The sequence below is a fragment of the Streptomyces sparsogenes genome, assembly GCF_001704635.1.
In the GTDB taxonomy this organism is placed as follows: Bacteria; Actinomycetota; Actinomycetes; order Streptomycetales; family Streptomycetaceae; genus Streptomyces; species Streptomyces sparsogenes.
Genome location: NZ_MAXF01000100.1, coordinates 65,928 through 91,062, shown reverse-complemented (window position 1 = coordinate 91,062; position 25,135 = coordinate 65,928). Strand labels below are relative to the sequence as shown.

Here is a 25,135-nt window from a genome sequence, read left to right as displayed (position 1 = left end):
TCACGTTCACCCGGTGTACGGCGTGCTGTCGCCTTCCAGGGGCAGATTCCGGCACATGGCTGACTTCTCCCGGGGCACCCCCCGCGCCTCCTCCCCCGATGTCCCACGGGTCGGCATCCCCGAGCGGCTGGCCCGCCGGATGACGATGGCCGAGCAGCACGAGTATCTGCGGGCCAGGCTCTCCCGGCGCGGCGTGCTGCGCGGCGGGGCGGCCGGGGTGGGCACGGTGGCGGGGGCGGGCCTGCTCACCGGTTCGGCGAGCGCCGTGGAGGCCAGGCCGTCGCCGACCCTGCTCACCGGCCCGGAGTCGCGGCGGGTGGACGGCTCGCTGGTGGCGCCCTTCGGCCGACACCTCGCGTTCGGCGCCGACCCCGGGACCCAGATGCGGATCTCCTGGCAGGTCCCGCTCGCCGTCAAGGCGCCGTACGTGCGGATCGGCCTCCAGCCCTGGGACCTGAGCCGGAAGATCGAGGCCGAGGTCCGCCCGCTGCACACCCCCGCCCTCGGGGAGAAGGTCCCGGCCGTCGACCAGTACTACCTGCACGCCACGCTGGACGGGCTGAGCCCCGGCGTCACCTATTACTACGGCGTCGGCCACGACGGCTTCGACCCGGCCGACCCGCGCCGCTTCTCCTCCCTGGGGACCTTCCGCACGGCCCCCGCGAAGGCCGAGTCCTTCGTCTTCACCGCCTTCGGCGACCAGGGCGTCAGCTATGACGCGCTCGCCAACGACCAGCTGCTGCTCGGCCAGAACCCCGCCTTCCATCTGCACGCCGGGGACCTGTGCTACGCGGACACCACCGGCCACGGCGGGGCGTCGGACGTCTACGACGCCCGGGTGTGGGACTCCTTCCTGGCCCAGACCGACTCGGTGGCGGCGAGCGTGCCGTGGATGGTGACCTGTGGCAACCACGACATGGAGGCCTGGTACTCCCCCGACGGCTACGGCGGCCAGCTGGCCCGCTGGTCCCTCCCCGGCAACGGCCCCGACCCGCGCAAGGCGCCCGGCGTCTACTCCTTCACCTACGGCAACGTGGGGATCGTCGCGCTGGACGCCAACGACGTCAGCTACGAGATCACCGCCAACACCGGCTACACCGGCGGCGAGCAGACGCGCTGGCTCGACCGGCGGCTCGGGGAGCTGCGGGCGCGGCCCGGCATCGACTTCGTGGTGGTCTTCTTCCACCACTGCGCCTTCTCGACCACCAGTGCCCACGCCTCGGACGGCGGGGTGCGCGAGGCGTGGGTGCCGCTCTTCGAGAAGCACCAGGTGGACCTGGTGATCAACGGCCACAACCACGTCTACGAGCGCACCGACGCCATCCGGGGCGGCAAGGCCGCCAAGAAGGTCCCGGTCGGCGGCAGCGCCGACGCGGTGCGCGACGGCATCGTCTACGCCACGGCGGGCGGGGCCGGGGCCCATCTGTACGAGTTCCCGGTGCCCGACAGCTACGAGGGCCATGTCAAGGACCTCGACGAGGTGCGGACCTTCCACTGGACGAAGGACGGCAAGAAGAGCGCCGACACGGTGGAGTGGTCGCGGGTGCGCTACACCGGGTTCTCGTTCCTCGTGGTGGAGGCGCGGCCGGGCCCGGACCCGAAGCTGGTGGTCACGGCGCTGGCCGAGTCGGGCGAGCGCGTGGACCACTTCGAGGTGGTGCGCACGCCCTAGCGCTGACGGGCGCCGGCCGCCGACGTGACCGTGGCGTCAAGCGGCCGTGGTGCTCGAACGACCGTGGTGTCAGTGGCCGGTCGCGCCGCCGTTGTCGCGGCGGTCGAGGGCGCGCTGCAGCGCGGCGGCGGCGTTCTTGCGGTCGGTGTCGTCGGTCTTGCGGCGGGTCCTGCGGACAACCGTGATGGCCATGATCGCGTCTCCCTGTGTCCTCGTGGCGTGGCGTGCGCGCGCTTCCCCGTTCGCTGGAACGTCGCTGGAACCGCGAGAAGGCGCAGCCGCGGAAGAGATGCCGGAAGGGGCGGGGGGCAGGGTGCGGCAGGGGTCACCTGCGCATGCGCACCGGCCACGTCCGCCGTCGCTTGATGGAGCGAGACGTTCGGCTTCCACAAAAATACGACGCCCGAGCCGGGCTGTCCGCACAATTAGTCGGACGTCCTACTATCTGAGACGGGGAAGGGCCCATCGCGGGAGGTTCCGGGATGAAGGGGGCGGCGCCGGGAGAGGGGCGCGGCGGGAGATCCGGCGGAGGCATTCGGCTGGTCGAGGCCAACCCCCGTTCGGCCTCGACCAACCAGTATTCGCGCCGTTCAGAAGGTGCTTACTCGTTGGTTTACTTCGTAAACTGCCGTGAATAACGGCTACTTGGCTGTCAGACGCTAGCACCGCCGCGCCCCCGCCGTCCATGACTTTTCCGCTTGTCACACGGCGACGGCCGCCACCCGCGAGAGGCGCGGACGGCGGCCGTCGGGGCGGGCCGTGGGTCAGCCCATGTGGGGGTAGCGGTAGTCGGTCGGCGGGACCAGGGTCTCCTTGATGGAGCGGGTGGAGGTCCAGCGCATCAGGTTCTGCTTGGCGCCCGCCTTGTCGTTGGTGCCGGAGGCCCGGCCGCCGCCGAAGGGCTGCTGGCCGACCACGGCCCCGGTGGGCTTGTCGTTGATGTAGAAGTTGCCGGCCGCGAAGCGCAGCGCCTCGCAGGTGGCGGCGGCCGCGGCGCGGTCCTGGGCGATGACGGAGCCGGTCAGGCCGTACGGCGACGCCGACTCCATCTGCTTCAGCATCGCGTCGTACTCGGCGTCCTCGTAGACGAAGACCCCGAGGATCGGGCCGAAGTACTCGTCCCTGAAGATCTCGTTGTCCGCGTCGGTGGAGACCAGGACCGTCGGCCGGACGAAGTAGCCCTCGCTGTCGTCATAGGTGCCGCCCGCCACGACCTCGATGGTCGGGTCGGACTTCGCCCGGTCGATGGCCGCCTTGTTCTTGGCGAAGGCGCGCTCGTCGATGACGGCGCCGATGAAGTTGGACAGGTCGGTCACATCGCCCATGGTGAGGCTCTCCACCTCGGCGACGAGCTCCTCCTTGAGGCCGCTCTCCCACAGCGAGCGCGGCACATAGGCGCGCGAGGCGGCGGAGCACTTCTGGCCCTGGTACTCGAAGGCGCCGCGGGTCATCGCCGTCTTCAGCACCTTGGGGTCGGCGGAGGGGTGGGCGACGATGAAGTCCTTGCCGCCGGTCTCGCCGACCAGACGGGGGTAGGTCTTGTACTTCTCGATGTTGGCGCCGACGGTCTTCCACAGGTACTGGAAGGTGCGGGTCGAGCCGGTGAAGTGGATGCCCGCGAGGTCCGGGTGGGCCAGGGCCACTTCGGAGACGTCCTTGCCGTCGCCGGTGACCAGGTTGATCACGCCCTTCGGCAGGCCGGCCTCCTCCAGCAGCTCCATCAGCAGCACGGCCGCGTGGGTCTGCGTCGGGGACGGCTTCCAGACGACGACATTGCCCATGAGGGCGGGGGCGGTCGGCAGGTTGCCCGCGATGGCGGTGAAGTTGAAGGGCGTGATCGCGTAGACGAAGCCCTCCAGCGGCCGGTGGTCGGTGCGGTTCCAGACCCCCGGGGAGTTGGTGACCGGCTGCTCGGCGAGGATCTGGCGGGCGAAGTGGACGTTGAAGCGCCAGAAGTCGACCAGCTCGCAGGGGGTGTCGATCTCGGCCTGCTGCGCGGTCTTGGACTGGCCGAGCATGGTGGAGGCGGCCAGGGTCTCCCGCCACGGGCCGGCGAGCAGCTCGGCGGCCCTGAGGATGATCGCGGCCCGGTCGTCGAAGCTCAGCTCGCGCCAGGCGGGGGCGGCGGCCAGGGCGGCGTCGATCGCGTCCCGCGCGTCGTCCCGGGTGGCGTTGGCGTAGGTGCCCAGGCGGGCCGCGTGGTTGTGCGGCTGGACGACGTCGAAGCGCTCGCCCCCGCCCATCCGCTTCTCGCCGCCGATGGTCATCGGCAGGTCGATGGGGTTCTGGGCGAGCTCCTTGAGCTTGGTCTCGAGACGGGCGCGCTCCGGGGTGCCGGGGGCGTAGGTGTGCACCGGCTCGTTCACCGGCACGGGGACCTGGGTCACGGCGTCCATGGTGGTCCGTTTCTCCTTCGAGCGTCGGGTTCGATCGGGGTCTGCGATCGTCGGGGCTGGCTGCGGGGCGGGTCTGCGGGGGCGGGACCGCGGGGCGGGGGCGCGGGTGCCGGTCAGCCCCGGCTGACCAGCGAGCGCAGGAAGAACGCCAGGTTCGCGGGGCGCTCCGCGAGGCGCCGCATGAAGTACCCGTACCAGTCTGTTCCATACGGGACATAAACCCGCATACGGTGCCCCTCGGCAGCGAGCCGCTCCTGCTCGGCCTCGCGGATCCCGTAGAGCATCTGGAACTCGTACTCGTCGAGCTTGCGGCCGAAGCGGCGCGCCAGCTCCTGCGCGATGGCGACCATGCGCGGGTCGTGCGAGCCGATCATCGGATAGCCCTCGCCCGCCATGAGGATCTTCAGACAGCGCACATAGGCCAGGTCCACGTCGCGCTTGTTCTGGTACGCGACGCTCGCCGGCTCCTTGTACGCGCCCTTCACCAGCCGTACCCGCGAGCCTTCCCCGGCCAGCGCCCGGCAGTCGTCCTCGGTGCGGAAGAGGTACGACTGGAGGACCGCGCCGGTCCGCGGGAACCGCCGGCGCAGCTCGGCGAGGATCGCGAGAGTGGAGTCCACGGTGGTGTGGTCCTCCATGTCGAGGGTGACGGTGGTGCCCGCCGCGTCCGCCGCCTCCACCACCGGGGTGACATTGGCCAGGGCCAGGTCGTGGCCGCCCGGCAGGGCCTGCCCGAAGGCCGACAGCTTCACCGACATCTCCGCGCGCCCGGCCAGGCCCTCGGTGGCCAGGGCCTCGGTCAGCGCGAGATAGGCGTCGCGGTTGCGCAGCGCCTCCGCCGGGTCGGTGATGTCCTCGCCGAGGTGGTCGAGGGTCACCTCGAGGCCGCGGTCGGTCAGGGACCGTACGCACGTGACGGCCTCGGCCAGGCGCTCGCCGGCGACGAACCGGTCCACCGTGGGGCGGGTGACCGGGGCGGCCGAGACGAGGCGGCGGATGGCGGCACTGCGCGAAGCGGCGAGCAGCACGGGACCCAGCACGGGGCACCTCCACGATGACGGATGAAGGCCGCGGAACGGCTTCTACAACTCACCGTGAAACTTAAGGATCGCTCCGATTCCCGGCCATCGACAGCTGTCACGCATCCGTGTCCGGGATCTCAGACATCTGTATGAGAATGAAGAACAACGCGTGGGTGCGGGAAGAGGGAGGCGGGAAGCCGGTGCTCGACGACTATCAGCAGCTCGTGGACGAGATCTCGGCGGCGCTCGGCGCGCCGGCGACGCTCGAGAACCGCGACTTCGGGCTGATCGCCTTCGGCGCCCACGACAGCGGCGACGACCCCGAGGGGGCCGACGAGCCGGCGCTCGACCCGGTGCGCACCCGCTCCATCCTGCGGCGCCGGTCCACGGCCGCGGTGCGGGCCTGGTTCGAGGGGTTCGGCATCGCCCGGGCCCAGGCGCCGCTGCGGATCCCGCCCGACCCAGCGGCGGGGGTCTTCATGGGCCGGATCTGTCTGCCGGTGCGCCACCGGGGCGTGGTGCACGGCTATGTGTGGCTGCTCGACGACGGCCACCTGTCCGACCTGGAGCTCGGCGGCCCGGCCGGCCCGCCGGACCCCCGGCTCGCGCGCGCCATGGAGACGGCGGCGCGGATCGGGGCGCTGATGGCTGCGGAGGCCCGGGCGGACGAGGAGCTCGGCAGGCTGCTGCGCGACCTGCTGACCGGGCCGCCGGACGGCCGCGACACCGCGCGCACGGCCCTGCGCGCCGCCCTGCGCGGCGCGGCCGAGGGGCCGCTGGCGCTCGTCGCGGTGACCCCTTGGGCCCCGGAGGACGCCGAGGGCGGAGGCCCCGCCGGGCTGCCCAACCCGCCCGGGGTGGCCGCCGTCTGCGCCGTCCCGCCCGCGCCCGGCCCCGCCCCGGCGGACCCCGCCGCCGGGCGCTCCCCGGCGGCGGGCCTGGCCGCGCTGGTCCGGCTGCGCGCCGGGACGGCCCTGGACCCGGCCCGCACCGCGGCCGAGCACCTCCTGCGCTCCCCCGGCGCGGCCGCCCCGGCCTCGCGCGCGTCGGGCATGCCGGGGAGCGGGGCGGGCATGCCGGGGGGCGGGGCGAGCGCGGCGGGTGTCAGCGCGCCGCGCCGCGGCCTGGACGACCTGCCCGCGGCCTGGCCCGAGGCCCTGGCCGCCGCGCGGGCCGCCCGGGCGGACGCGCGGCTCGGCCCGGTCGCGGAGTGGTCCGCCATCGGCCCGTACCGGCTGCTGGCCGCGCTGCCCGCCGCGGCCGGGCCCGACCCGGCGGTGCGGGCCCTGCTGGAGCCCTCGCACGCCGAACTCGCCCGCACCGCCGAGGCGTTCCTGGACTGCGCGGGCCAGGCGAGCCGCACCGCCCAGGCGCTCGGCATCCACCGGCAGACGCTGTACTACCGGCTCTCCCGCGTCGAGCAGCTGACCGGGCTCGACCTGGACGCCGGCGAGGACCGGCTGCTGCTGCACATGGCGCTCAAGTCCGCGCGCCTGTGACCTGGGCCCGGCCGGTCGCGGGTGGGGCTGGGGTGTGGCGGGCCGGGCCGTGGCGGGGCCCGCCGAGACGTTCCGAGGTCCCGCGCGGGGCCGCATGCCGCGTCACATCGCCTTAACACACGCGAATCCCTCCACACGGCGGGATAAAATCGACCAAATGCCGATCATTTGGAGGGTCGACAACGCAAAGCAAAGGCTGGCATACTCCAAGGGCATAGAGTACGCTAATGCACAATCGGGGGTATTGAATGACCGCACCGACAAGCAACAAAGCGCCACTCAAAAATTCCTCCCCACCGAGCCTCAGTTTAAGAGAAAACTTATCCGGAATTCTCGGTGCCCGCCGTGACCAGTTGAGTTTCGTTCAGTATGCCGCCACCCGGGGAGACATTGTCCGGCTGCGCCTGGGTGGCCTTCCGATGGTTCTCGTCAACCACCCCGACCATTTCCAGCACGTGCTGGTGGACGCCCACGCCAACTACGACAAGGACAACTTCCTCTACCGGGCGGTCCAGACCGTCTTCCGGGGCGGGCTGGTGTCCAATCCGGGCGGAGAGCGCTGGCGCGCACGGCGCCGCATGATGCAGCCCTCCTTCAACCGGGGCAGCATCGTGGACCTGTCCCCCGGCATGACCGAGCTGACCGGCCGTCTGCTCGACAGGTGGGCCGCCCGGGACGATCCGGACGCGGTGGTCGACGTCTCCGCGGACATCCGCGACCTCGCCCTGAAGATCGCCCTCCGCTCCTTGTTCGGCGTTGAGGCCGGAGCCGATGTCGCCGCGTTCGAGCGCAACTTCCTCGAGCTGAACACCATCATCGGCAATTTCTTCCGCTTTCCCTTCCCGCCATTGAGCCGGCGTCCCCGGCTGCGCGCGCTCATCCAGGACATGGACGGCTTCGTCGACCGGCTCGTGACGGACCGCGAGGCGGACCCGGCCGAGCGGCGCGACCTGTTCTCCGCGCTGCTGGCCATGACCCACCACACGAGCGGGGTGAACCTCACCCGGCAGGAACTGCTCGGCGAGATCCTCTCCACCATCGTGTCCGGCTATGAGACCTCCAGCAATTCCATGGCCTGGGTTTTCTACCGGCTGGCCCGGCACCCGGAAATCCAGCGCCGCGTGCAGGAGGAAGTCGACCGGGTCCTGGAAGGACGGGCACTGACTCTCGAGTCCCTGTCCGAGCTGACCTACACCCGTATGGTCATCGATGAGACCCTGCGACTGCACACCCCCGCCTGGCAGACCATGCGCCGGGCCATTGCCGACGACGAGATCGGCGGATATCGCATCCCCCAGGGGTCCAGCGTCTACCTGAACTTCCTCACCTATCACCGCCACCCGGAATTCTGGCCCGACCCGGACCGGTTCGATCCCGAGCGCTTCGCTCCCGAGAACGCCGCGAAGCGGCCCCGCAACGTCTACCAGCCCTTCGGCAGCGGGCCGCGCTACTGCATCGGCAAGTACTTCGCCCTCACCGAGATGCAGATCGTCGTCGCGATGCTCGCGCAGACCTTCACCCTGACGGTGCCGCCGGGGCAGCCGCCGGTCGGCTTCGCGCCGCTGGTCACCCTGCATCCCAAGGGCGGGATCCGGCTGCGCCTCGCGCGCCGGTAGCCGGCCGCGCCCGCGCGAGCGGCACCCCTTTCTCTTACGAGCCCACGGCGTGTGACCGACGTCCTGGGCTGTCACCGCATCGATGAACGGACAACCGATGTCTTCAGCACCGACCGTGCCCGATGTGGGCCGGCCGTCAGGCGCCCGAGAGATACCGACGATCCGCCGCAAGGACGGCATCGGCGGGGCCCTGGCCTTTCGTAACGACCAACTCCACTTCCTCGGAGCCGGCCTCGACCGGTACGGGGACATCTTCCGCTTCCGGCCGCTGGGCATCCCCATCGTGCTGGTCAACCACCCCGACTACATCCGGCACATCCTGGTCGAGAAGGGCGAGAGCTACGACAAGGACGCGATGCTCTTCCGCGTCGTCCGCCCCGTGCTGCGCAAGGGCCTGATCGCCAACGCCGACATGGAGCTGTGGCGCCGGCAGCGGCGGATGATGGCGCCGCACTTCACCCCGCGCACGGTCAGCCACTTCGCCCGCAACATGACCGACGAGACCGCGCAGATGCTCCAGCGCTGGGAGCGGCGTGAGGGCCAGGTCCTGGACGTCACCGACGAGATCGGCCAGCTCGCGCTGCGCATCGTCAACCGGTCGCTGTTCAGCGCCGAGGTCGGCAGGACGGCACAGGCGTTCGAGCGGGCCTTCCAGACGGCCAACGCCATCCTCGGCGCCTTCTTCCGCTTCCCCTTCCCGCCGCTGAACTTCCCGACGCCCCGCAACCGCAAGCTGCACCGGGCGATCGACGACATGGACACCTTCGTCTCCGACTTCATCCAGGCCAGGCTGCGGGCGGACGTCCCCGCCGGCGACGAGGCCGACCTGCTCACCCTGCTGCTCCACACCGTGGACGAGGAGGACGGCAAGGGGATGGACCTGGAGCAGTTGCACCACGAGGTGCTGAACATCTGCATCGGGGCCTACGAGACCACCACCAACACCCTCTCCTGGGCGTTCTACCTGCTCGCCCGGCACCCCGAGGTGGAGGCGAAGCTGCACGCCGAGGTGGACGCCGTGCTGGGCGAGCGGTCCATACCGTCCTTCGAGGACCTCCCCCGGCTGACGTACACCCGGATGGTGATCGACGAGACCCTGCGGATCTACTCCCCCGCCTACCAGTTCATGCGCCGGGCGCGCGAGGAGGACGTGGTCGACGGCTACCGGGTTCCGGCGAACACCAACGTCCTGATCAACAGCTACTTCCTGCACCGGCACCCGGACTTCTGGGAGGACCCGGAGAGCTTCGTCCCCGAGCGGTTCACCCCCGAGGCGATCGCCGCCCGCCCCAAGCACGTCTACACGCCCTTCGGCGCCGGGCACCGGATCTGCATCGGCAAGCACTTCGCCCTCACCGAGCTGGTGCTGGTCCTGTCGACGGTGGCCCGCCGCTATCGGCTGGCGCTCCCCGAGGCGACGACCGAGGTGCACCCCCAGGCACTGATCACCCTGCACCCCGAGGGCGGTATCCACCTGCGGCTGGAGGAGCGCCGATGACCACAGGACAGCCGATGGCCCCAGGACAGCCGATGGCCGCGGGGCAGCAGATGGCCGCAGGACAGCAGATGGCCGCGGAGCAGGGGAACGACGCGCGAGCCCCGCGGATACCGGAGCTCCACTGCCCCTTCCCGCACCGGGTGAACCCGCGCGCCGAGCAGGCGCGCCGGCACCTGAGCCAATGGGTGGGGACGGTGGGCCTCATCCAGCGGGAGTCGGCCCGGCGCCGCTTCGAGCACGCCGACTTCGGCTGGTTCGCCTCGATGGTCTACCCGACGGCCGACGAGGAGCGGATCGCCCTGATGGCCGACTGGTTCGCCTGGCTCTTCCTGGTCGACGACCAGCTGGACGACGGTGACTTCGGCCGCGACCCCCGGCGGGCGGGACAGGTGTTCGCCGAGATGCGCGCGGTGCTGGAGAGCCCGGACCACGGCGCCGCGGCGGCCCGCCGCCCCGACCTGCCGACCGCGGTCTCCTCCCTCGCGGACCTGTGGCGGCGCACCGCGACCGGAATGACCGAAGCCTGGCGGCGCCGCTTCGTACGCCACCTGGAGGAGTGTCTCGCGGCGGCCGCCGTCTGGGAGGCGGGCAACCGGACGCGCGGGATCGTCCCCGAAGAGGACGACTACATCGAGAACCGGCGCCACACCGGGGCGATCTACGTGTGCATGGACCTCATCGACGTGGTCGAGCGCCTCGACGTGCCGGGGGAGCTGTACCAGAGCGAGGAGTTCCGGGCCGCGCTGGACGCCGCCTGCAACGTGGTCTGCTGGACCAACGACATCTATTCGCTGGAGAAGGAGCGGTCCCTGGGCGAGGTGCACAACCTGGTCTACGTCGTCCAGCACCACCGCGAGCTGGACCAGGAGCGGGCGCTGGCCCACGTGTGCGCCGCCACCTCGGAGGAGACCCGGCGCTATCTGGCCCTGGAGGAGCGGCTGCTGCGCCGGTACCCGGAGCACTCCGCCCTGCTCACCCCGTATCTGGCCGGCATGCGCACCTGGATCCGCGGCAATCTCGACTGGTCCAGCCGCACCAAGCGGTACCAGTCGCCGGACGGCGGCTCGGCGCCGAGGCCCGCGCTGTACCTGGAGCCCGACCTGGTGGTGGCCGACCGATGACCACCGCGCTGACGACGGACACCTCGGAATCCTGGGAGGTACTGCGCCGGACCGCCGAACTGACCGGTCCGCGGATCCGCCTGGCCCTGGACCGGCTGAGCGAGCCGGTGCGTACGGTCGCCCGCTACCACTTCGGGTGGTGCGACGCGGACGGCCGGCCCACCGACGCCGGGTGGGGCAAGGGGCTGCGGGGCGCGCTGGTGCTCGGCGGCGCGCAGGCCGTGGGCGCCGAGCCCGGGCAGGCGCTCGGCGCCGCCGCCGCGGTGGAGCTGGTGCACAACTTCTCGGTGCTCCATGACGACGTCATGGACCAGGACGCCACCCGCCGCGGCCGGCCCACGGCCTGGACGGTGTTCGGCAGTGCTCAGGCGCTGCTCGCCGGGGACGCGATGCTGGTCCTGGCCATGGAGGAACTGGCCTCCTCCCCGCCCCCCGCCCGGCATGTCGCGGGCACCCGGGAGCTCTGCCGCGCGCTGCTGGCGCTGGTCGCCGGACAGAGCGCCGACCTCGCCTTCGAGGAGCGCGCCGACGTGGGCCTCGACGAGTGCCTGACCATGGCCGCCGGGAAGACGGCGGCCCTGTTCGCCGGGGCCTGCGGCCTCGGCGCGCTCGCCGCCGACGCCGGCCCGGCCCAGGTGGAGGCGCTCCGGGGCTACGGACACCACCTGGGTCTGGCCTTCCAGCTCGTGGACGACCTGCTGGGCATCTGGGGGGACACCCGGGTGACCGGGAAGCCGGTCGGGGCCGATCTGCGCCGGCGCAAGAAGTCCCTGCCGGTCGTCGCGGCGCTGGGCAGCGGTACGCCCGCGGGCCGCCGGCTGGCCGAGCTGTACCAGGACGAGCGCCCGCTGGAGCCGACCGGCGTCACGCGCGCGACCGCGCTGGTCGAGCAGGCCGGCGGGCGCGACTGGGCGCTGGCGGAGGCGGACCGGCAGCGGTCCCTGGCGCTGGACCGGCTGGCCGAGGTCACCCTCGACCCGGACGCCGCCCACGGTCTGCGGTCACTGGTGGACCTGGCCACGCACCGCAGTAGCTGACCGACGCGCCCCACGGCCCGTGCTCCGGCGCCCGCCCCCGCGGCGCCGGAGCACGGCCGCACTCACGAGAGAAGGAACGCCACCGATGCGCGTGCTGTTCGCGACGGTTTCCGAGAAGTCACATCTGTACACGATGGTTCCGCTGGCCTGGGCCCTGACGACGGCGGGGCACGAGGTGCGGGTCGCCGGCAATCCGGCCGTCACCGACGCCATCACCCACTCCGGTCTCACCGCGACGCCCGTCGGCACCGACCACCGGATGGGCGATGCCTTCGCCCCCTACCGGGAGCTGTCCGCGCGGATCATCGACGCCCGCAAGCGGGACGACCGCGCCGGGGCCAGGGAGCTGTACCGCACGCTGTACGGCCTCCTGGAGAACGAGGCCATGGACTGGTCCGAGCCCGGTGTGGAGCGGGAGACCTGGCCGAGCGTGCTGACGAAATACCAGGTCAACGTGGAACGGCTGTACCGCGTGTACAACGACTCCATGGTCGACGACCTGGTGGAGCTGGCCCGCTCCTGGCGGCCCGACCTGGTGATCTGGTCGCCGCTCGCCTACGCGGGGGCCGTGGCGGCCCGGGTCGTGGGCGCGGCCCACGCCCGGCTGCTGTGGAACGTGGACATCTACTCGGCGATGCGCGGGGTGTTCCTCGAACTGGCGGGGCGGCAGCCCGCGGAGCGTCCCGAGGATCCGCTCGGCGACTGGCTGACCGGCCATCTCCGGCGGCACGGCAGCGACTTCGCGGAGGAGGTCACCACCGGCCAGTGGACCATCGACCAGGGCCCGGCGAGTCTTCAACTCCCCCTGGGCGTACGGCGCGTGGCGGTGCGCTACGCGCCCTACAACGGCCCGTCGGTGGAGCCCGACTGGGTGCGGCGCGCGCCCGACCGGCCCCGGGTGTGCTTCAGCCCGGGATCCTCCACGGCCTCGGTCATCGGCGCCTCCCACCTGCCCGTGCCGGAGATCCTGGACGCCGTGGCCGACCTCGACATCGAGTTCGTCGCCTCGCTCCCGCCCCAGGAGTCCGGCAGCCTGCGGCGGGTGCCGGACAACACCCGGATCGTGGACTTCGTGCCCCTCCACACGATCGTGCCGAGCTGTTCCGCGGTCGTCCACCACGGCGGCTTCGGCGGCTGGTCGGCGGCGCTGCTGCACGGTGTGCCGCAGTTCCTGCTCCCGATCCGGTTCTCGGACTGGTGGGCCAAGGCCGCCGTGCTCGACGCCCAGGGCGGCGGCGCGTATCTGCACGCCTCGGAGGTGACGGCCGAGACCCTGCGCGAGGGGCTGGTCCGACTGCTGGAAGAGCCGTCGTACCGGGAGTCGGCCGCGCGGCTGCGGCGGGAGATGCTCGACGCGCCGACCCCCAACGACCTCGTCCCCACGCTGGAGAAGCTGACCCGCGACTTCCGAGGGGACGGGCCGGGGGTCGGGGTCGCGCCGTAGGACCAGCCGTCAGTCGACCGGGCCCGCGTCAGCCGACCGGGCCCGCGTCCGCCGCCGGGCCCGCCTCCGCCGCCGGATCCCCCTCCGCCACCGGGCCCGCCTCCGCCACCGGGCCCGGGCGCGGCCCGGACACGATGCGGCGCATCGCCTCCGTCAGGTCCCGGGCGCTGGGAGTGCGGGCGGGGTCGATGGCCATCTGGACGGCCATTCCGCCCATCAGCGTCATATAGAACGAGCCCATGATCCGCGCGGTCTCCTCGTCGACCTCCTCCTCCGGGATCCCGTGGAACAGGGCCACCAGCCCGCTGTGCCCCTCCGGCTGTGCCCGCCCGAAGGCCTCGCGCAGCTCCGGGTCCCCCTCGATCCGCATGACCGCCTCGAGCTGGGCGCGCCACACCGCCTGGTGCTTGCCGAACAGTTCGAGCACCCGAGTCCACCCCGCCTCGAACTCCGCCGCCGGGCCCGCGGCGGACGCGGGTGAGGACGCCTCTTCCCTCAAGGACCGCTCGACGTCGTCCGCCCAGTCGCTCATGGCCGCGAACAGGGCCTCTCTCATCAAGGCGTCCTTGGAGCCGTAGTGGTAGCCGATGGACGCCAGATTGGCGCCCGAGGCGGCCACGATGTCCCGCGCCGTGGTGCGCGACCAGCCCTTTTCCAGCAGGCAGCGCTTGGCGCCGGCCAGCAGATCCTCACGATGTCCCATGCCCTCACCCTATCCGGACGCCATACGAGCGTCCAAGACGACCGTCCAATACACACGTCTCATACGGCCGTACTAGACAGGCGTTTAATACGCTCGTATAGTCCTCGTCATGACTTCGACTTCCGCCCAACCCCGTGCCGGGCGCCGGGAATGGACCGCCTTCGCGGTCCTGATGCTTCCGCTGCTCCTGGTGTCCATGGACGTCTCGGTGCTGTACTTCGCGCTCCCCGCCATCAGCGAGGAGCTGCACCCCAGCTCCACCCAGCAGCTGTGGATCTTCGACATCTACGGCTTCGCCCTCGCCGGGCTGCTCATCACGATGGGGTCGCTCGGCGACCGGATCGGGCGGCGGAAGCTGCTGATGATGGGCGCCGCGGCCTTCGGCGTCGCCTCGGTCGCGGCCGCCTACGCGGACAGCGCCGAGATGCTGATCGCGGCCCGCGCGCTGCTCGGCGTCGGCGGCGCGACCCTGATGCCCTCGACGATGGCGCTCAGCCGCAACCTCTTCCAGGACCCGGCGCAGCGCGCCACCGCGATCGGCATCTGGTCCGGCGCCATGGCCGGCGGGGTGGCGCTCGGCTCGGTGCTGAGCGGGGTGATGCTGAGCCACTTCTGGTGGGGTTCGGTCTTCCTCGTCAACACCCCGGTGATGGTGCTGCTGCTGGTGCTCGCCCCGGTCCTGGTCCCCGAGTTCAAGGACCCGGCCCCCGGCCGCTTCGACCTGCTGGGCGTGCCGCTGTCCATGGGCGCGGTGCTGCCGGTGATCTACGGGCTGAAGGAGACGGCGGCCCACGGGTTCAGCGGGCCGCGCGCGCTGTGGATCGCGGCCGGGCTGGTCGTCGGCGCGGTCTTCGTACACCGCCAGCGCACCCACGCGCACCCCATGATCAGCCCCGGGCTCTTCCGCGGCCGCGGCTTCGGGACCTCGATCGGGCTCAACCTCATGGCCTCGTTCGCGATGATGGGCTCCGCCCTCTTCACCACCCAGTACCTCCAGTCGGTGCTCGGCAAGGGTCCCCTGGAGGCCGCGCTGTGGAGCCTGCTGCCCTCCGTCATGGTGGGCGCCGCCGGTCCCGCGTCGGCCGCGATCGCACGGAAGGTGAACCGCGCGTACGTCATCGGCGGCGGCTTCCTCGTCGCGGCCGCCGGCTTCGGGCTGCTGACCCTCGCCGGCACCGACTCGCTGTGGCTCGTGCTGATCGCGGCGGGTGTTCTCGCCTCCGGCATCGTCATCGTGATGTCGCTGGTCACCGACATGGCGATGGGCACCGCCCCGGCGGAGAAGGCGGGTTCCGCCTCGTCCCTGCTGGAGACCGGCCAGGAGTTCGGCGGGGCGCTGGGGATGGCCCTGCTCGGTGTCGTGGGCAACGCCGTCTACCGCCACGAGATGGCGGACGAGCTGCCCTCCGGTGCGGGATCCGGCCTGCCGTCCCAGGCGCTGGACGCGGCGCGCGAGACGCTGGGCGGCGCGGTGGCCGTGGCGGGCCGGCTGTCCGGACGGGCCGGGGACGAGGTGCTGGGCGCGGCGCGCGAGGCGTTCACCGAGGGCATGCGGGTGGCCGCGGTGGCCGGGGCGCTGGTCCTGGTCGCGGCCGCGGTCCTGGCGGCCGTCGCCCTGCGGCACGTACGGGTCGCGGCGCCCGCCGGGGAAGAAGGAGCCGACGCGGCCGACGGGGCCGGTACCGACTCGGAGCCGTACGGCGAGCCGTACGGGCCCGGTGCCGCGCGGGAGACGGCACCGCGCGAACTCGGACACCCCGAGACGGTGGCGAGCAGCTGACCCCGCCCCGCAGCCACCACACCCACCCCAGCTCCAGTCGGACACGACCCCGCCCACCCCCGGGCGGGGTCGCCGCCGTTCCGGGGCCGACCCCCGCCCCCGCCGCCCCAACACCTCGGGACCACCTGGAACTTGACTCGAATTCTCGTCGAATCCGACGGCAACCTTCCGCCGCACGGCGGCAACCAGAGCACAGAGCGCCCCTCGTTTCGCACCGTCCCCTGACGTCTTCGACGTCCCCGCATTCCCCCGAGAGGACTGATGCCCCGTGCGCCTCGCCCGAGCGTTGGTGACCGCCGCCCTCGCCACCGTGTTCCTGGTGGGGGCGGGTCACGCACCCCGAGCCGTCGCGGGTGAACTGCCCGGCGGTACGACGTTCTTCACCGACCCCGACTCCCAGGTCAGCAAGTGGGTCGCCGCCAACCCGAACGACTCGCGCCGGCCACGCATAGCCTCGCGGATAGCCGGCCAGCCGCAGGCCGTCTGGTTCGCCCGCTACTCCCCCTCCACCGTCACCGCGGACGTCCACAAGGTGACCTCAGCGGCGGCCGCCAAGGGCCAGGTACCCGTCCTCGTCGCCTACATGATCCCCAACCGGGACTGCGGCGGCGCCTCCGCGGGCGGCGCCCCCGACCTCGCCGCGTACGACGCCTGGGCGCGCGACTTCGCCGCCGGGCTGGGCACCGGGTCCTCGATCGTCATCCTCGAACCGGACTCGATCGCGCTCATCAGCTGTCTGTCGGCCGGCGAGCTGAGCGGCCGCTACGCCTCGCTCGCCCGGGCCGCGAACGCCATCCACGCCGCGAACCCGAAGGCCCGGGTCTACTTCGACGCCGGGCACTCCGCGTGGAACAGCGCCGCCACGCAGGCTTCCCGGCTGCGCGCGGCGGGCGTGCTGACCAGCGGCGACGGCATCTACAGCAATGTCTCCAACTACCAGCGCACCGCCAATGAGGTCGCCTTCGCCAAGAGCGTGCTGGGCCAGCTCGGCGGCTCGGGGCTGACCGCCGTCATCGACACCAGCCGCAACGGCAACGGCCCCGCCCCCGACAACGCCTGGTGCGACCCGCACGGCCGCAAGCTGGGCGAGAACCCGACAGCGAACACCGGCGACCCGGCCATCGACGCCTACCTGTGGATCAAGCTGCCCGGCGAGCTGGACGGCTGCGCGGGCCCGGCGGGCAGCTTCTCGCCCGACTACGCGTACGAGTTGGCGGGCTAGAAGGCTCATGAAGATCTTGAAGAGGGGGCCATCCGGCCGGAGGCCGGGTGGCCCCCTCTTGGCTATGGGGTGGCTGGGGTGAGGTGCCAGGTGCCGCTGGTTCGGGTGAGTCCGAGGTTGATCAGCCGGCGGAGGTTGAGGGCGGCGGCGCGGTGGTGGAGCCAGATGTTGTTGGCGATGACGCCGCGGTAGCGGACTCGACGGTTTCCCTTGGCGACCAGCCAGGCGATGGCGCGTTCGACCGGGGGCCGCCATCTGCGGTATTCGTCCTGCCAGGCGGGGTCGGTGGCCGCCTGGTGGCGGGCCGCGGACAGCAGTTCGCGCTGGGGGTGGACGTTGAGGGTGCGCCCGGTCTTGGACCTGGTGCAGCGCCCGCGCAGGGGACAGTTGGTGCACAGGTGCTTGAACTGAGCGGTGCGGGCACCGTCGGCTTTGACCTGTCCGAGGTTGGCGGTGTGTCCGGCCGGGCAGGTCGCGGTGCCGGCCGCCAGGTCGATGTGGAAGTCGTCGATGGTGAAACCGCCGGGGACGGCCTGCCGCAGCGGCGGCGGCTTGATGACCGGGGTATGGCCGTCGGCCTGCAGGTGTGCACGCAGGTCGCCGGTGCCGTAGGCGGAATCGCCGAGCACGGTTAACCGCGTGTCCGGTTCCTCGTCGGCGAGCAGGCGGGTGGCGACGGCGGCCTCGTGGTTGTCGGAGCCGTGGCCGCTGGTGAGCGCGACGGCGGTGAACAGCCCGGTCTCCGGCTCGAAGGACGCATGTCCTTTGAAGCCGTCCTGGTGGCGGGTGCGGTTTTTGTGGATGTGGCGTGCGTCCGCATCGACGGTGGACACGGTCCGGTCCGCGACTGTGCGCCGGGCGATGCGCCAGCGTCCGTCACGCCCGTCGGAGTCTTCGGCCGGCTCCACGTCCTGGCCCGCGACCAGGGCCAGCAGGCCCACCGCGTTCGCCGCCTTCTCGCCGAGTTCCCGCTCGGGCAGGTGTCCGAGCAGGTTGATCGCGTCGGTGACCAGCGCGTCGATCAGCGTGGCGCGTGCTTGCTCGTCGGCCCAGGCGATCCTCGGCTTGCCCGGGTCGGTGTAGTCGTGCGCGCGGCACCACTGCGCCGCCGTCTCCTCGCCTCCGGGGACCTCGCGGATCACCCGGCGGATCGCGGAGATGATCTGGGTGACGGTGTCCTGGGTGGCCACCGCGTCATCGAGGACGGTGGAGTCCAGTGCCCGGCGGTGCTTGCCCTTGAGGACACCGGTGGCCTTCACGACTTCACGCACGGCCTCAAAGACCCGGTTCGGGCGGGTGGAACGGCCCAGACGACGGCGGAAGTAGGCCAGGAGCGACGGGTCGAAGGCCATGTCGTTGAGGCCCAGCCCGCAGGCGGCCTTCCACCGCAGGTCGCAGCGCAGTTCCTGGACCGTCTCGAAGTCCGATAGCCCGTGCAGGGCCTGCAGGGTGATCGCAGCGGCCAGGATCTGCGGGGGCATGCTCGGCCGCCCGTTCGCCGATGGATACATGTCCGCGAACATCTCCACCGGAAACAGCGCACCACGATGCTCGGCCAGGAACGCGAACACACTCCCCGCCGGAATCAACTCCCGGCAGGTCTCCCACACATCCGGCCCGACCGTCTCTCCGGACCATTCACCCATCACCACAACAACGAGTCTGGCCCCGCCGCTCACACGGCGGGGCCAGAACCCCAAGATCTTCATGAATCTTCTAGACCCCCACGCCTTCGCCCTACGCTTACGGCCCATGGACTGGACTACGCCCGTGAGCACGCTGATCGGCGCGATGGTGGGGGTCGGATCGACGCTGCTGGGTGAGACCGTCCGCTCGAAACGCGAGCGGGGCCATCAGCTGGACCAGCTCAGGCAGCAGCTGTACGCGCGCTATCTCGAGGCCCTCACCAGCACGGACGGCGAGCTGCAACTGCTCGCCGTCCGTCAGCGGACCCCCGTGGACGAGGTCGATCTGCGGGCCGCCTGGCGCGGCCACTCCCTGCTCGCCCTGAACTACGAGATCGCGCTGGTCGCTCCCCCACCCGTCGCCGACGCCGCCGACACGGCGTACCGCGCGCTGCGCGCGATGCGGAACCTCATGGGCACGACCGAGGTCGGCCTCGGCCGGCGCGGCGCACCGGAGGACGGCGGGCCCGGGGCCGCCGAGTGGGACGGCGCCCACCGCGAGTACATCGACGCGATAGCCGCCCTGCGCTCCGCCATGCGGGCCGACGTGGGGAGCGGCCGGGGCTGACTCGGTCTTCTTCCGGATAATCCGCCACGGATCGAATTGTTACCCTGGCAGGCATGACCGCCATGGCACCCACACGCAATGAACCGGACCTGTCGTACCTCCTGGACCACACCAGCCACGTCCTGCGGACCCGGATGGCCGCGGCGCTCGCCGAGATCGGGCTGACGGCGCGGATGCACTGCGTCCTGGTCCACGCCCTGGAGGAGGAGCGCACCCAGGCCCAGCTCGCCGAGCTGGGGGACATGGACAAGACCACGATGGTGGTGACGGTGGACGCCCTGGAGGAGGCCGGCCTCGCCGAGCGCCGCCCCTCCAGCCGGGACCGGCGAGCCCGGATCATCGCCGTCACCGAGGAGGGCGCCCGGGTCGCCGAGCGCAGCCAGGAGATCGTCGACCGGGTGCACCGGGAGGCGCTGGCCTCCCTCCCCGCGTCCGACCGGGCCACCTTGCTGCGGGGCCTGAACCAGCTCGCCGAAGGACATCTGGCCACCCCGGCGGAGACCCCTCGGCCGGCCCGGCGGGCGCGCCAGTAGGAGGGCCAGACCGGAACAGGACCGAAAGAGATCGTCTGCAACAGAACTATCTGCTACGGTCTTTCTTGTCGCGCCAGTCGGCGTCATCCGTGACAGGAGAGACCGTTATGCCCGCTGTTTCCGCCTCCCCTCCCGCCGTATCCCGCTCACGTCGGCTCGCCCTCGGGGTCATCGCCACGGGGATGCTGATGATCATCCTTGACGGCTCCATCGTGACCGTGGCGATGCCGGCCATCCAGGACGACCTGGGCTTCTCGCCCGCCGGCCTGAGCTGGGTCGTCAACGCCTACCTGATCGCGTTCGGCAGCCTGCTCCTGTTCGCGGGGCGGCTCGGCGACCTGATCGGCCGCAAGCGCATGTTCCTGGCGGGCACCGCGGTGTTCACCGCCGCCTCGCTCCTGGCGGCCGCCGCCACCTCCCCCGCCGTCCTGATCGCCGCCCGGTTCCTGCAAGGGGTCGGCAGCGCGATGGCCTCCGCCGTCAGCCTGGGCATTCTCGTGACGCTGTTCACCGAGCCCAAGGAGCGCGCCAAGGCGATCGCCGTGTTCAGCTTCACCGGGGCGGCCGGCGCCTCGATCGGCCAGGTGCTCGGCGGCGTCCTCACCGACGCCCTCAACTGGCACTGGATCTTCCTCATCAACCTGCCCATCGGCGTCGCGGCCCTGGCGATCGCCGTCCCCGTCCTGCCCGCCGACCGCGGGATCGGCCTCCGCGCCGGAGCCGACGTCATCGGCGCGCTCTTCGTCACGGCGGGGCTGATGCTGGGGATCTACACCGTCGTCAAGGTGGAGGACCACGGCTGGACCGCGGCGCCCACGCTCGGCCTCGGCGCCCTCTCGCTCCTCCTGCTCACCGCGTTCGTCGTCCGCCAGGCCACCGCCCGCACCCCGCTCATGCCGCTGCGGATCCTCCGCTCGCGCAGCGTCGCGGGGGCCAACCTCATCCAAATGCTCATGGTGGCGGCCCTCTTCTCCTTCCAGATCGTCGTCGCGCTCTACCTGCAGAAGGTCCAGGGCTACGGCGCCGCCAAGACCGGCCTGGCCATGCTCCCGGCCGCCGCCGTCATCGGCGTGGTCTCCCTGAGCGTCTCCGCCCGGCTCAACGCCCGCTTCGGCGAACGCAATGTGCTGCTGACGGGGCTCGTGCTGCTGATGGGCACCCTCGGGCTGCTCACCCGCGTGCCCGTCCACGCCGACTACCTCACCGACCTCCTCCCCGTGATGCTGCTCGCCGCCGGCTTCGGGCTCGCGCTCCCGGCGCTGACCACCCTCGGCATGTCCGGCGCCAAGGCCGACGACGCCGGGCTCGCCTCCGGACTGTTCAACACCACCCAGCAGATCGGCATGAGCCTGGGCGTCGCGGTGCTGTCCACCCTGGCGGCCTCCCGCAGCGACCGGCTGCTCGCGGCGGGCGAGAGCCGGGCCGAGGCGCTGACCGGCGGCTACCACCTGGCCTTCACCGTCGGCACCGGTCTCCTCGTCGCCGCCTTCGCCGTCGCGTTCACCGTGCTCCGCCAGGCGAAGCGGCAGCCGCACCCGGCCCCGAGCGACGCCGACCCGGCCACCACGCACCTCACGGCCGCCTGACGTCCCCTCCCTCCGCCCCTCCTCCCCTCTTCCTCCCCTCACCAGCAGCGAAAGGCCCCACCCCATGAAGACGCGCGTGGCGAACGAAGAAGAGCAGAAGCCGGGCGCCGGACCCGCGCCCCGGCCGCTCACCGACGAGGAACTGTCCCGGCTTCTGCGGGAGCAGCAGTTCGCGGTGCTCGCCACGGTCAAGCGCAGCGGCCACCCCCACCTGTCGACCGTGCTCCACCACTGGAGCCCCGAGGAACGCGTGGTCCGGATCTCCACCACGGCCGACCGCCTCAAGGTGCGTCAACTGCGCCGCGACCCGCATGCCGCCCTGCACGTGAGCGGGCCGAACGTCTGGTCGTTCGCCGTCGCCGAGGGCGAGGCGGAGATATCCGAGGTGACGACCGTGCCCGGTGACGCGGTCGGGCGCGAACTGCTCGCCCTGACCCCCGGTTTCGACGACCCGAAGGACGAGGCGGCGTTCCTGGAGCAGATGGTGGCGGACCGGCGGGTGGTGATCAGGATCCGGGTGTCCCGCCTGTACGGAACGGCCCTCGACATCCCCACCAGCGACTGATCCCGCCGTTCGCTCAGTCGCCGAACAGCCGCCGCAGCGCCGGACCGATGTCCGGCGCTGCGATCGCGCCGTAGCCGAAGACGAGCCCCGGGCGTACGGAGCCGCACATGGCCACCTCGGGCAGGGTGTAGAGCGCCACCCCCGAGGCGCGGGCCCGCGTCGCCAGTTCGGCGAGGCGGACGGGCTCGGCCAGGTCACCCGTGGTGTAGGCGGTCACATGCAGACCGGCCGAGGAAGGGACCACCTCGAGCCGGTCCGCGTACGACCCCGCGAGCGCGGCCGTGATCAGTTCGTGCCGTGCGGCGTACTCCTGCCGCATCCGGCGGATGTGCCGGGCGAGCAGGCCGTCGTCGATGAAGCGGGCCAGCGCCGCCTGGGTGGGGAGGGCGGTGCTCCAGTCGGTGACGTACTTCGCCGCGCGCAGCGCGTCCCGCAGCGGGGCGGGCGCGACGAGGAAGCCGATCCTCAGGGAGGGCAGCATGACCTTGGAGAACGAGCCCACATAGATCACGTGCCCGGCCCGGTCCACGCTCTGCAGCGGGTCGACCGGCCGCCCGCCGTAGCGGAACTCGCTGTCGTAGTCGTCCTCGATGACGACGGCGCCGTGCCGTTCGGCCCACGCGACGAGGGCCATCCGGCGCCGCAGCGACATCGGCATTCCCAGGGGGAACTGATGGGAGGGCGTCACGTACACGACGCGGGCCCGGTCCGGGAGGGCGTCCACGCACAGGCCCTCGGCGTCCACCGGGACCCCCACGACCTTGGCGCCCAGCGAGCGGAAGAGCATACGGGCCGGCGGATAGCCGGGCTCCTCCACCACGACCACATCACCCGGCTCGGTCATCACCCGGCAGATCAGGTCGAGGGCCTGCTGGATGCCGTTGGTCACGACCACGTCGTCGGCGCCGGCCCGCACCGCCCGCGAGAGGCCGATGTGGCGCGCGATCGCCGCGCGCAGCCCGCCGTGGCCCTCCGGCCGGCCGGAACCCCGCGCGAGCGCGGCCGAGGGGCGCGACTCGCGGGCGACCAGCCGCCGCCAGGTCTGGTACGGGAACAGCCGGGCGTCCGGCAGCCCTACGCGCAGGTCGTACGCGACGGACGTCAGCTCGGCGTCGATCGGGCCCGGCCAGGGGGAGATCCCGGCCCAGACGGGGCGTGGTCGCAGGGCGGAGGCGGTGGTGGCGGGGCCCGGCGTCCGGCCGACCGCCCGCACGAAGGTGCCCGCGCCGACCCGGCTGTCCAGATAGCCCTCGCTCGCCAGCCGGTCATAGGCCACGCCGACCGTGTTCCGGGCCACCGCGAGCCGCCGGGCCAGCTCCCGGGTCGGCGGCAGCGGATCGCCAGGGCGCAGCCGCCCGTCGAGGATCGCGGCGCGGACCTGTCGGTAGATCTGGCCGGACAGGTCGCGATGACCGTCGAGGCTGACGTGGACCTCCATATTGGCTCAATCATATGCGGGCTTATTGGACCTGGTATTGAGCCATTGCCCGTTCCTAGGCTGCGGATCATGAACTTGCGAGAGCTGGACCTCCACGAGCTCGACCGCCGGGCGCTGGCGCTCACCGGCGGCGTCGTCGCCCAGGTGAAGGACGACCAGCTGCCCCTCCCGACCCCCTGCCCGGACTGGACGCTGCACGGCCTGCTCCGCCATCTCGTCAGCCAGAACGAGGGGTTCGCCGCCGCGGCGCGCGGCGCGGGCGGATCCCTTTCCGTCTGGCGCCGCGGCGACCTGGGCGGCGACCCGCGCGCGGCGTACGAGGCGTCAGCGGCGCTGGTCGGCGAGGCGTTCGCGGAACCCGGCGTGCTGGAGCGGCCGTTCACCCTCGCGGAGGTGCGGGACGGCGGCTCCTTCCCCGGCCGCGTCGCGATCGGCTTCCACGTCCTGGACTACGTCGTCCACGCCTGGGACGTCGCGGCGACGATCGGCGCCCCATGGGAACCCGGCGAAGAGCTGACCGCCGCCGCGCTGCTCATCGCCGAGCGGGTCCCGGACGAGGGCCGCGGCCCCGGCGCCGCCTTCGAACGGCGCGCCCCTTCCCCGGACGACGCCCCACCGCACCACCGGTTGCTCGCCCTGCTCGGCCGTGACCCGCACTGGACAGGTGACCCGCACTGGACAGGTGGCCCGTGCTGGACAGGTGGCCCGTGCTGAGAAGCGGCTGGCGCCCGGGACCGGAGTCGGCCACGGACGGCCCGGTCCTCGTCAGCGTCACCGACTTCACCTTCACCACGCGCCGGGACCTCCCCGGCATCGCCCGCGCGGCCGCCAACCTGCGGCGCGCCTGGCCGACGCTCGACGGCGCGGTCGGCCTGTGGCTGTGGACCGCGCCGCTGGCCCGGCGCTGCGGCGCGGTGTCCGTGTGGACGGGCGAGGAGGCCCTGCACGGATTCGTGGGTCTGCCGGAACACGTCGCGATCATGCGCAAGTACCGCACGCGCGGCACGGCCGAGGCGACGACCTGGGTCGCTCCCCGCTTCGACGAGACGGGCATCTGGGGGGAGGCCTACAGTCTGCTCACCGGCTCCGGGGCTACAGCCGGTCGATCTCGGTGAGGTCGATGTCGATGGTGAACGGCACCGGGAGCTTGAGCCGGTCGTGGTGGATGCCGGTCGGCACGTACGTGCGGGTCACCGGGTCAAGCTCAAATACGTAGACAACCGGGCGGCGGCCCTCGCCCTGCTCGACCAGCCAGAAGTGCGGGATTCCCGCGCGGGCGTAGAGCTGCGGCTTACGGTCGCGGTCGCGCTCCTCCGACTCCGGCGACACCACCTCCACCGCGAGCATGACATCTGCGGCCTCGAAGCCCGTTTCAACCGCCTCGGGTGACACGGCCTCTGCGCGCAGGACCAGAATGTCGGGCTCGGGGCGGTTGCGCTTGTCGAGGACGATGGTCATCTCGCGCCGCACCCGGAGCGACTGCGGCGCGCACGCCCGCAGAGCGGGCACCAGCACGTCCATGATCAGCGAATGAAAACTCCTCTGCGGGCTCACGAAAACGAGGCTCCCGTCGATCAGCTCGGTGTGCGGCGGGAGATCCGGGATGCGGTCGAGGTCGTCCGCGGTGAATCCGCCCGGGGGCGGAAAGGCCCAGGCCGGCAGCGGTTCAGCAGTCATGGTTCCTCCCATGGACGGGATTCTGGCCGCGTCACCAAGCGTAGCGGGCCGGAACGCCGGGGCTGCCCCCCAC

The 25,135-nt window shown here is 72.0% G+C and carries 22 protein-coding genes; 15 read left to right on the top strand and 7 right to left on the bottom strand.

All coding sequences use genetic code 11. From position 1 onward, the window contains the following. Positions 1–55 precede the first annotated feature (55 nt). The gene (locus BBH68_RS21685) at positions 56–1,672 is read left to right on the top strand and encodes a purple acid phosphatase family protein (RefSeq protein ID WP_211301776.1); all 1,617 of its coding nucleotides are present in this window, start codon (positions 56–58) and stop codon (positions 1,670–1,672) included. Between the two features lie 69 nt (positions 1,673–1,741). Here the strand turns inward: BBH68_RS21685 and BBH68_RS44080 are convergent, their stop codons facing one another. The 3 genes from BBH68_RS44080 to BBH68_RS21675 all read right to left on the bottom strand — a co-directional run bounded on the left by BBH68_RS44080 (position 1,742) and on the right by BBH68_RS21675 (position 5,108). Next, positions 1,742–1,864 (bottom strand): hypothetical protein, encoded by a 123-nt coding sequence (locus BBH68_RS44080; protein ID WP_104531368.1) that lies wholly within the window; start codon positions 1,862–1,864, stop codon positions 1,742–1,744. Positions 1,865–2,436: 572 nt separating this feature from the next. Beyond that, positions 2,437–4,068, bottom strand: a complete 1,632-nt coding sequence (pruA, locus tag BBH68_RS21680; RefSeq protein WP_065965047.1) for an L-glutamate gamma-semialdehyde dehydrogenase — start codon at positions 4,066–4,068, stop codon at positions 2,437–2,439. Between the two features lie 113 nt (positions 4,069–4,181). Continuing rightward, positions 4,182–5,108, bottom strand: a complete 927-nt coding sequence (locus BBH68_RS21675; RefSeq protein ID WP_065965044.1) for a proline dehydrogenase family protein — start codon at positions 5,106–5,108, stop codon at positions 4,182–4,184. Between the two features lie 182 nt (positions 5,109–5,290). On the opposite strand from BBH68_RS21675, the gene BBH68_RS21670 reads away from it, so the two are divergent. The 6 genes from BBH68_RS21670 (at position 5,291) to BBH68_RS21645 (ending at position 13,305) form a co-directional block, all read left to right on the top strand. Beyond that, positions 5,291–6,589: a PucR family transcriptional regulator gene (locus tag BBH68_RS21670; RefSeq protein WP_104531369.1), complete on the top strand. Its 1,299-nt coding sequence runs from the start codon at positions 5,291–5,293 to the stop codon at positions 6,587–6,589. Positions 6,590–6,837: 248 nt separating this feature from the next. Beyond that, positions 6,838–8,205 (top strand): cytochrome P450, encoded by a 1,368-nt coding sequence (locus BBH68_RS21665; protein WP_079151128.1) that lies wholly within the window; start codon positions 6,838–6,840, stop codon positions 8,203–8,205. A gap of 97 nt (positions 8,206–8,302) precedes the next feature. Further along, positions 8,303–9,703, top strand: a complete 1,401-nt coding sequence (locus BBH68_RS21660) for a cytochrome P450 (protein WP_158080294.1) — start codon at positions 8,303–8,305, stop codon at positions 9,701–9,703. Beyond that, positions 9,700–10,824, top strand: a complete 1,125-nt coding sequence (locus tag BBH68_RS21655; protein WP_141713039.1) for a terpene synthase family protein — start codon at positions 9,700–9,702, stop codon at positions 10,822–10,824. The genes BBH68_RS21660 and BBH68_RS21655 overlap by 4 nt, the downstream gene beginning before the upstream one ends. Beyond that, positions 10,821–11,861, top strand: coding sequence for a polyprenyl synthetase family protein (locus BBH68_RS21650; protein WP_065965038.1), 1,041 nt, complete (start codon positions 10,821–10,823; stop codon positions 11,859–11,861). The genes BBH68_RS21655 and BBH68_RS21650 overlap by 4 nt, the downstream gene beginning before the upstream one ends. Positions 11,862–11,946: 85 nt before the next feature. Next, positions 11,947–13,305, top strand: coding sequence for an activator-dependent family glycosyltransferase (locus BBH68_RS21645; protein ID WP_065965036.1), 1,359 nt, complete (start codon positions 11,947–11,949; stop codon positions 13,303–13,305). 28 nt (positions 13,306–13,333) lie between these two features. Here the strand turns inward: BBH68_RS21645 and BBH68_RS21640 are convergent, their stop codons facing one another. Then, complete coding sequence (locus BBH68_RS21640; protein ID WP_065965035.1) at positions 13,334–14,008, bottom strand: TetR/AcrR family transcriptional regulator; 675 nt, start codon at positions 14,006–14,008, stop codon at positions 13,334–13,336. A 109-nt stretch (positions 14,009–14,117) separates the two neighbouring features. Between BBH68_RS21640 and BBH68_RS21635 the strand changes: the two genes are divergently transcribed. Next, the gene (locus BBH68_RS21635; RefSeq protein ID WP_065965034.1) at positions 14,118–15,788 is read left to right on the top strand and encodes an MFS transporter; all 1,671 of its coding nucleotides are present in this window, start codon (positions 14,118–14,120) and stop codon (positions 15,786–15,788) included. Between the two features lie 268 nt (positions 15,789–16,056). Further along, positions 16,057–17,010, top strand: a complete 954-nt coding sequence (locus tag BBH68_RS21630) for a glycoside hydrolase family 6 protein (protein ID WP_076970725.1) — start codon at positions 16,057–16,059, stop codon at positions 17,008–17,010. Positions 17,011–17,072: 62 nt separating this feature from the next. On the opposite strand, the gene BBH68_RS21625 is transcribed toward BBH68_RS21630, so the two are convergent. Beyond that, on the bottom strand, positions 17,073–18,656 hold the full coding sequence (locus BBH68_RS21625; RefSeq protein WP_065960697.1) for an IS1182 family transposase: 1,584 nt from the start codon (positions 18,654–18,656) through the stop codon (positions 17,073–17,075). A gap of 106 nt (positions 18,657–18,762) precedes the next feature. Between BBH68_RS21625 and BBH68_RS21620 the strand changes: the two genes are divergently transcribed. From BBH68_RS21620 to BBH68_RS21605, 4 genes are all read left to right on the top strand, one after another. After that, a complete protein-coding gene (locus BBH68_RS21620; protein ID WP_141713038.1) occupies positions 18,763–19,263 on the top strand; it encodes a hypothetical protein in 501 nt (166 codons plus the stop codon). Positions 19,264–19,316: 53 nt separating this feature from the next. Beyond that, entirely contained in the window at positions 19,317–19,796 is a 480-nt protein-coding gene (locus BBH68_RS21615) for a MarR family winged helix-turn-helix transcriptional regulator (protein ID WP_065965029.1), read from the top strand. Positions 19,797–19,903: 107 nt separating this feature from the next. Beyond that, positions 19,904–21,382: an MFS transporter gene (locus BBH68_RS21610; RefSeq protein WP_065965027.1), complete on the top strand. Its 1,479-nt coding sequence runs from the start codon at positions 19,904–19,906 to the stop codon at positions 21,380–21,382. A gap of 64 nt (positions 21,383–21,446) precedes the next feature. Next, positions 21,447–21,947 carry a PPOX class F420-dependent oxidoreductase gene (locus BBH68_RS21605; protein ID WP_065965025.1) on the top strand — a complete coding sequence of 167 codons (501 nt, stop codon included), beginning with the start codon at positions 21,447–21,449 and terminating at the stop codon, positions 21,945–21,947. A 13-nt stretch (positions 21,948–21,960) separates the two neighbouring features. Here BBH68_RS21605 and pdxR read toward each other — a convergent pair whose 3' ends face one another. Next, positions 21,961–23,385, bottom strand: a complete 1,425-nt coding sequence (gene pdxR / locus BBH68_RS21600) for a MocR-like pyridoxine biosynthesis transcription factor PdxR (protein ID WP_065965024.1) — start codon at positions 23,383–23,385, stop codon at positions 21,961–21,963. Positions 23,386–23,454: 69 nt separating this feature from the next. Between pdxR and BBH68_RS21595 the strand changes: the two genes are divergently transcribed. Then, complete coding sequence (locus tag BBH68_RS21595; RefSeq protein WP_174589064.1) at positions 23,455–24,099, top strand: TIGR03086 family metal-binding protein; 645 nt, start codon at positions 23,455–23,457, stop codon at positions 24,097–24,099. Further along, on the top strand, positions 24,093–24,500 hold the full coding sequence (locus BBH68_RS21590) for a hypothetical protein (protein ID WP_143615376.1): 408 nt from the start codon (positions 24,093–24,095) through the stop codon (positions 24,498–24,500). Before BBH68_RS21595 ends, BBH68_RS21590 begins: the two co-directional genes overlap by 7 nt. Here the strand turns inward: BBH68_RS21590 and BBH68_RS21585 are convergent. Beyond that, complete coding sequence (locus BBH68_RS21585; protein ID WP_065965022.1) at positions 24,478–25,062, bottom strand: Uma2 family endonuclease; 585 nt, start codon at positions 25,060–25,062, stop codon at positions 24,478–24,480. The genes BBH68_RS21590 and BBH68_RS21585 overlap by 23 nt on opposite strands. Positions 25,063–25,135: the final 73 nt, after the last annotated feature.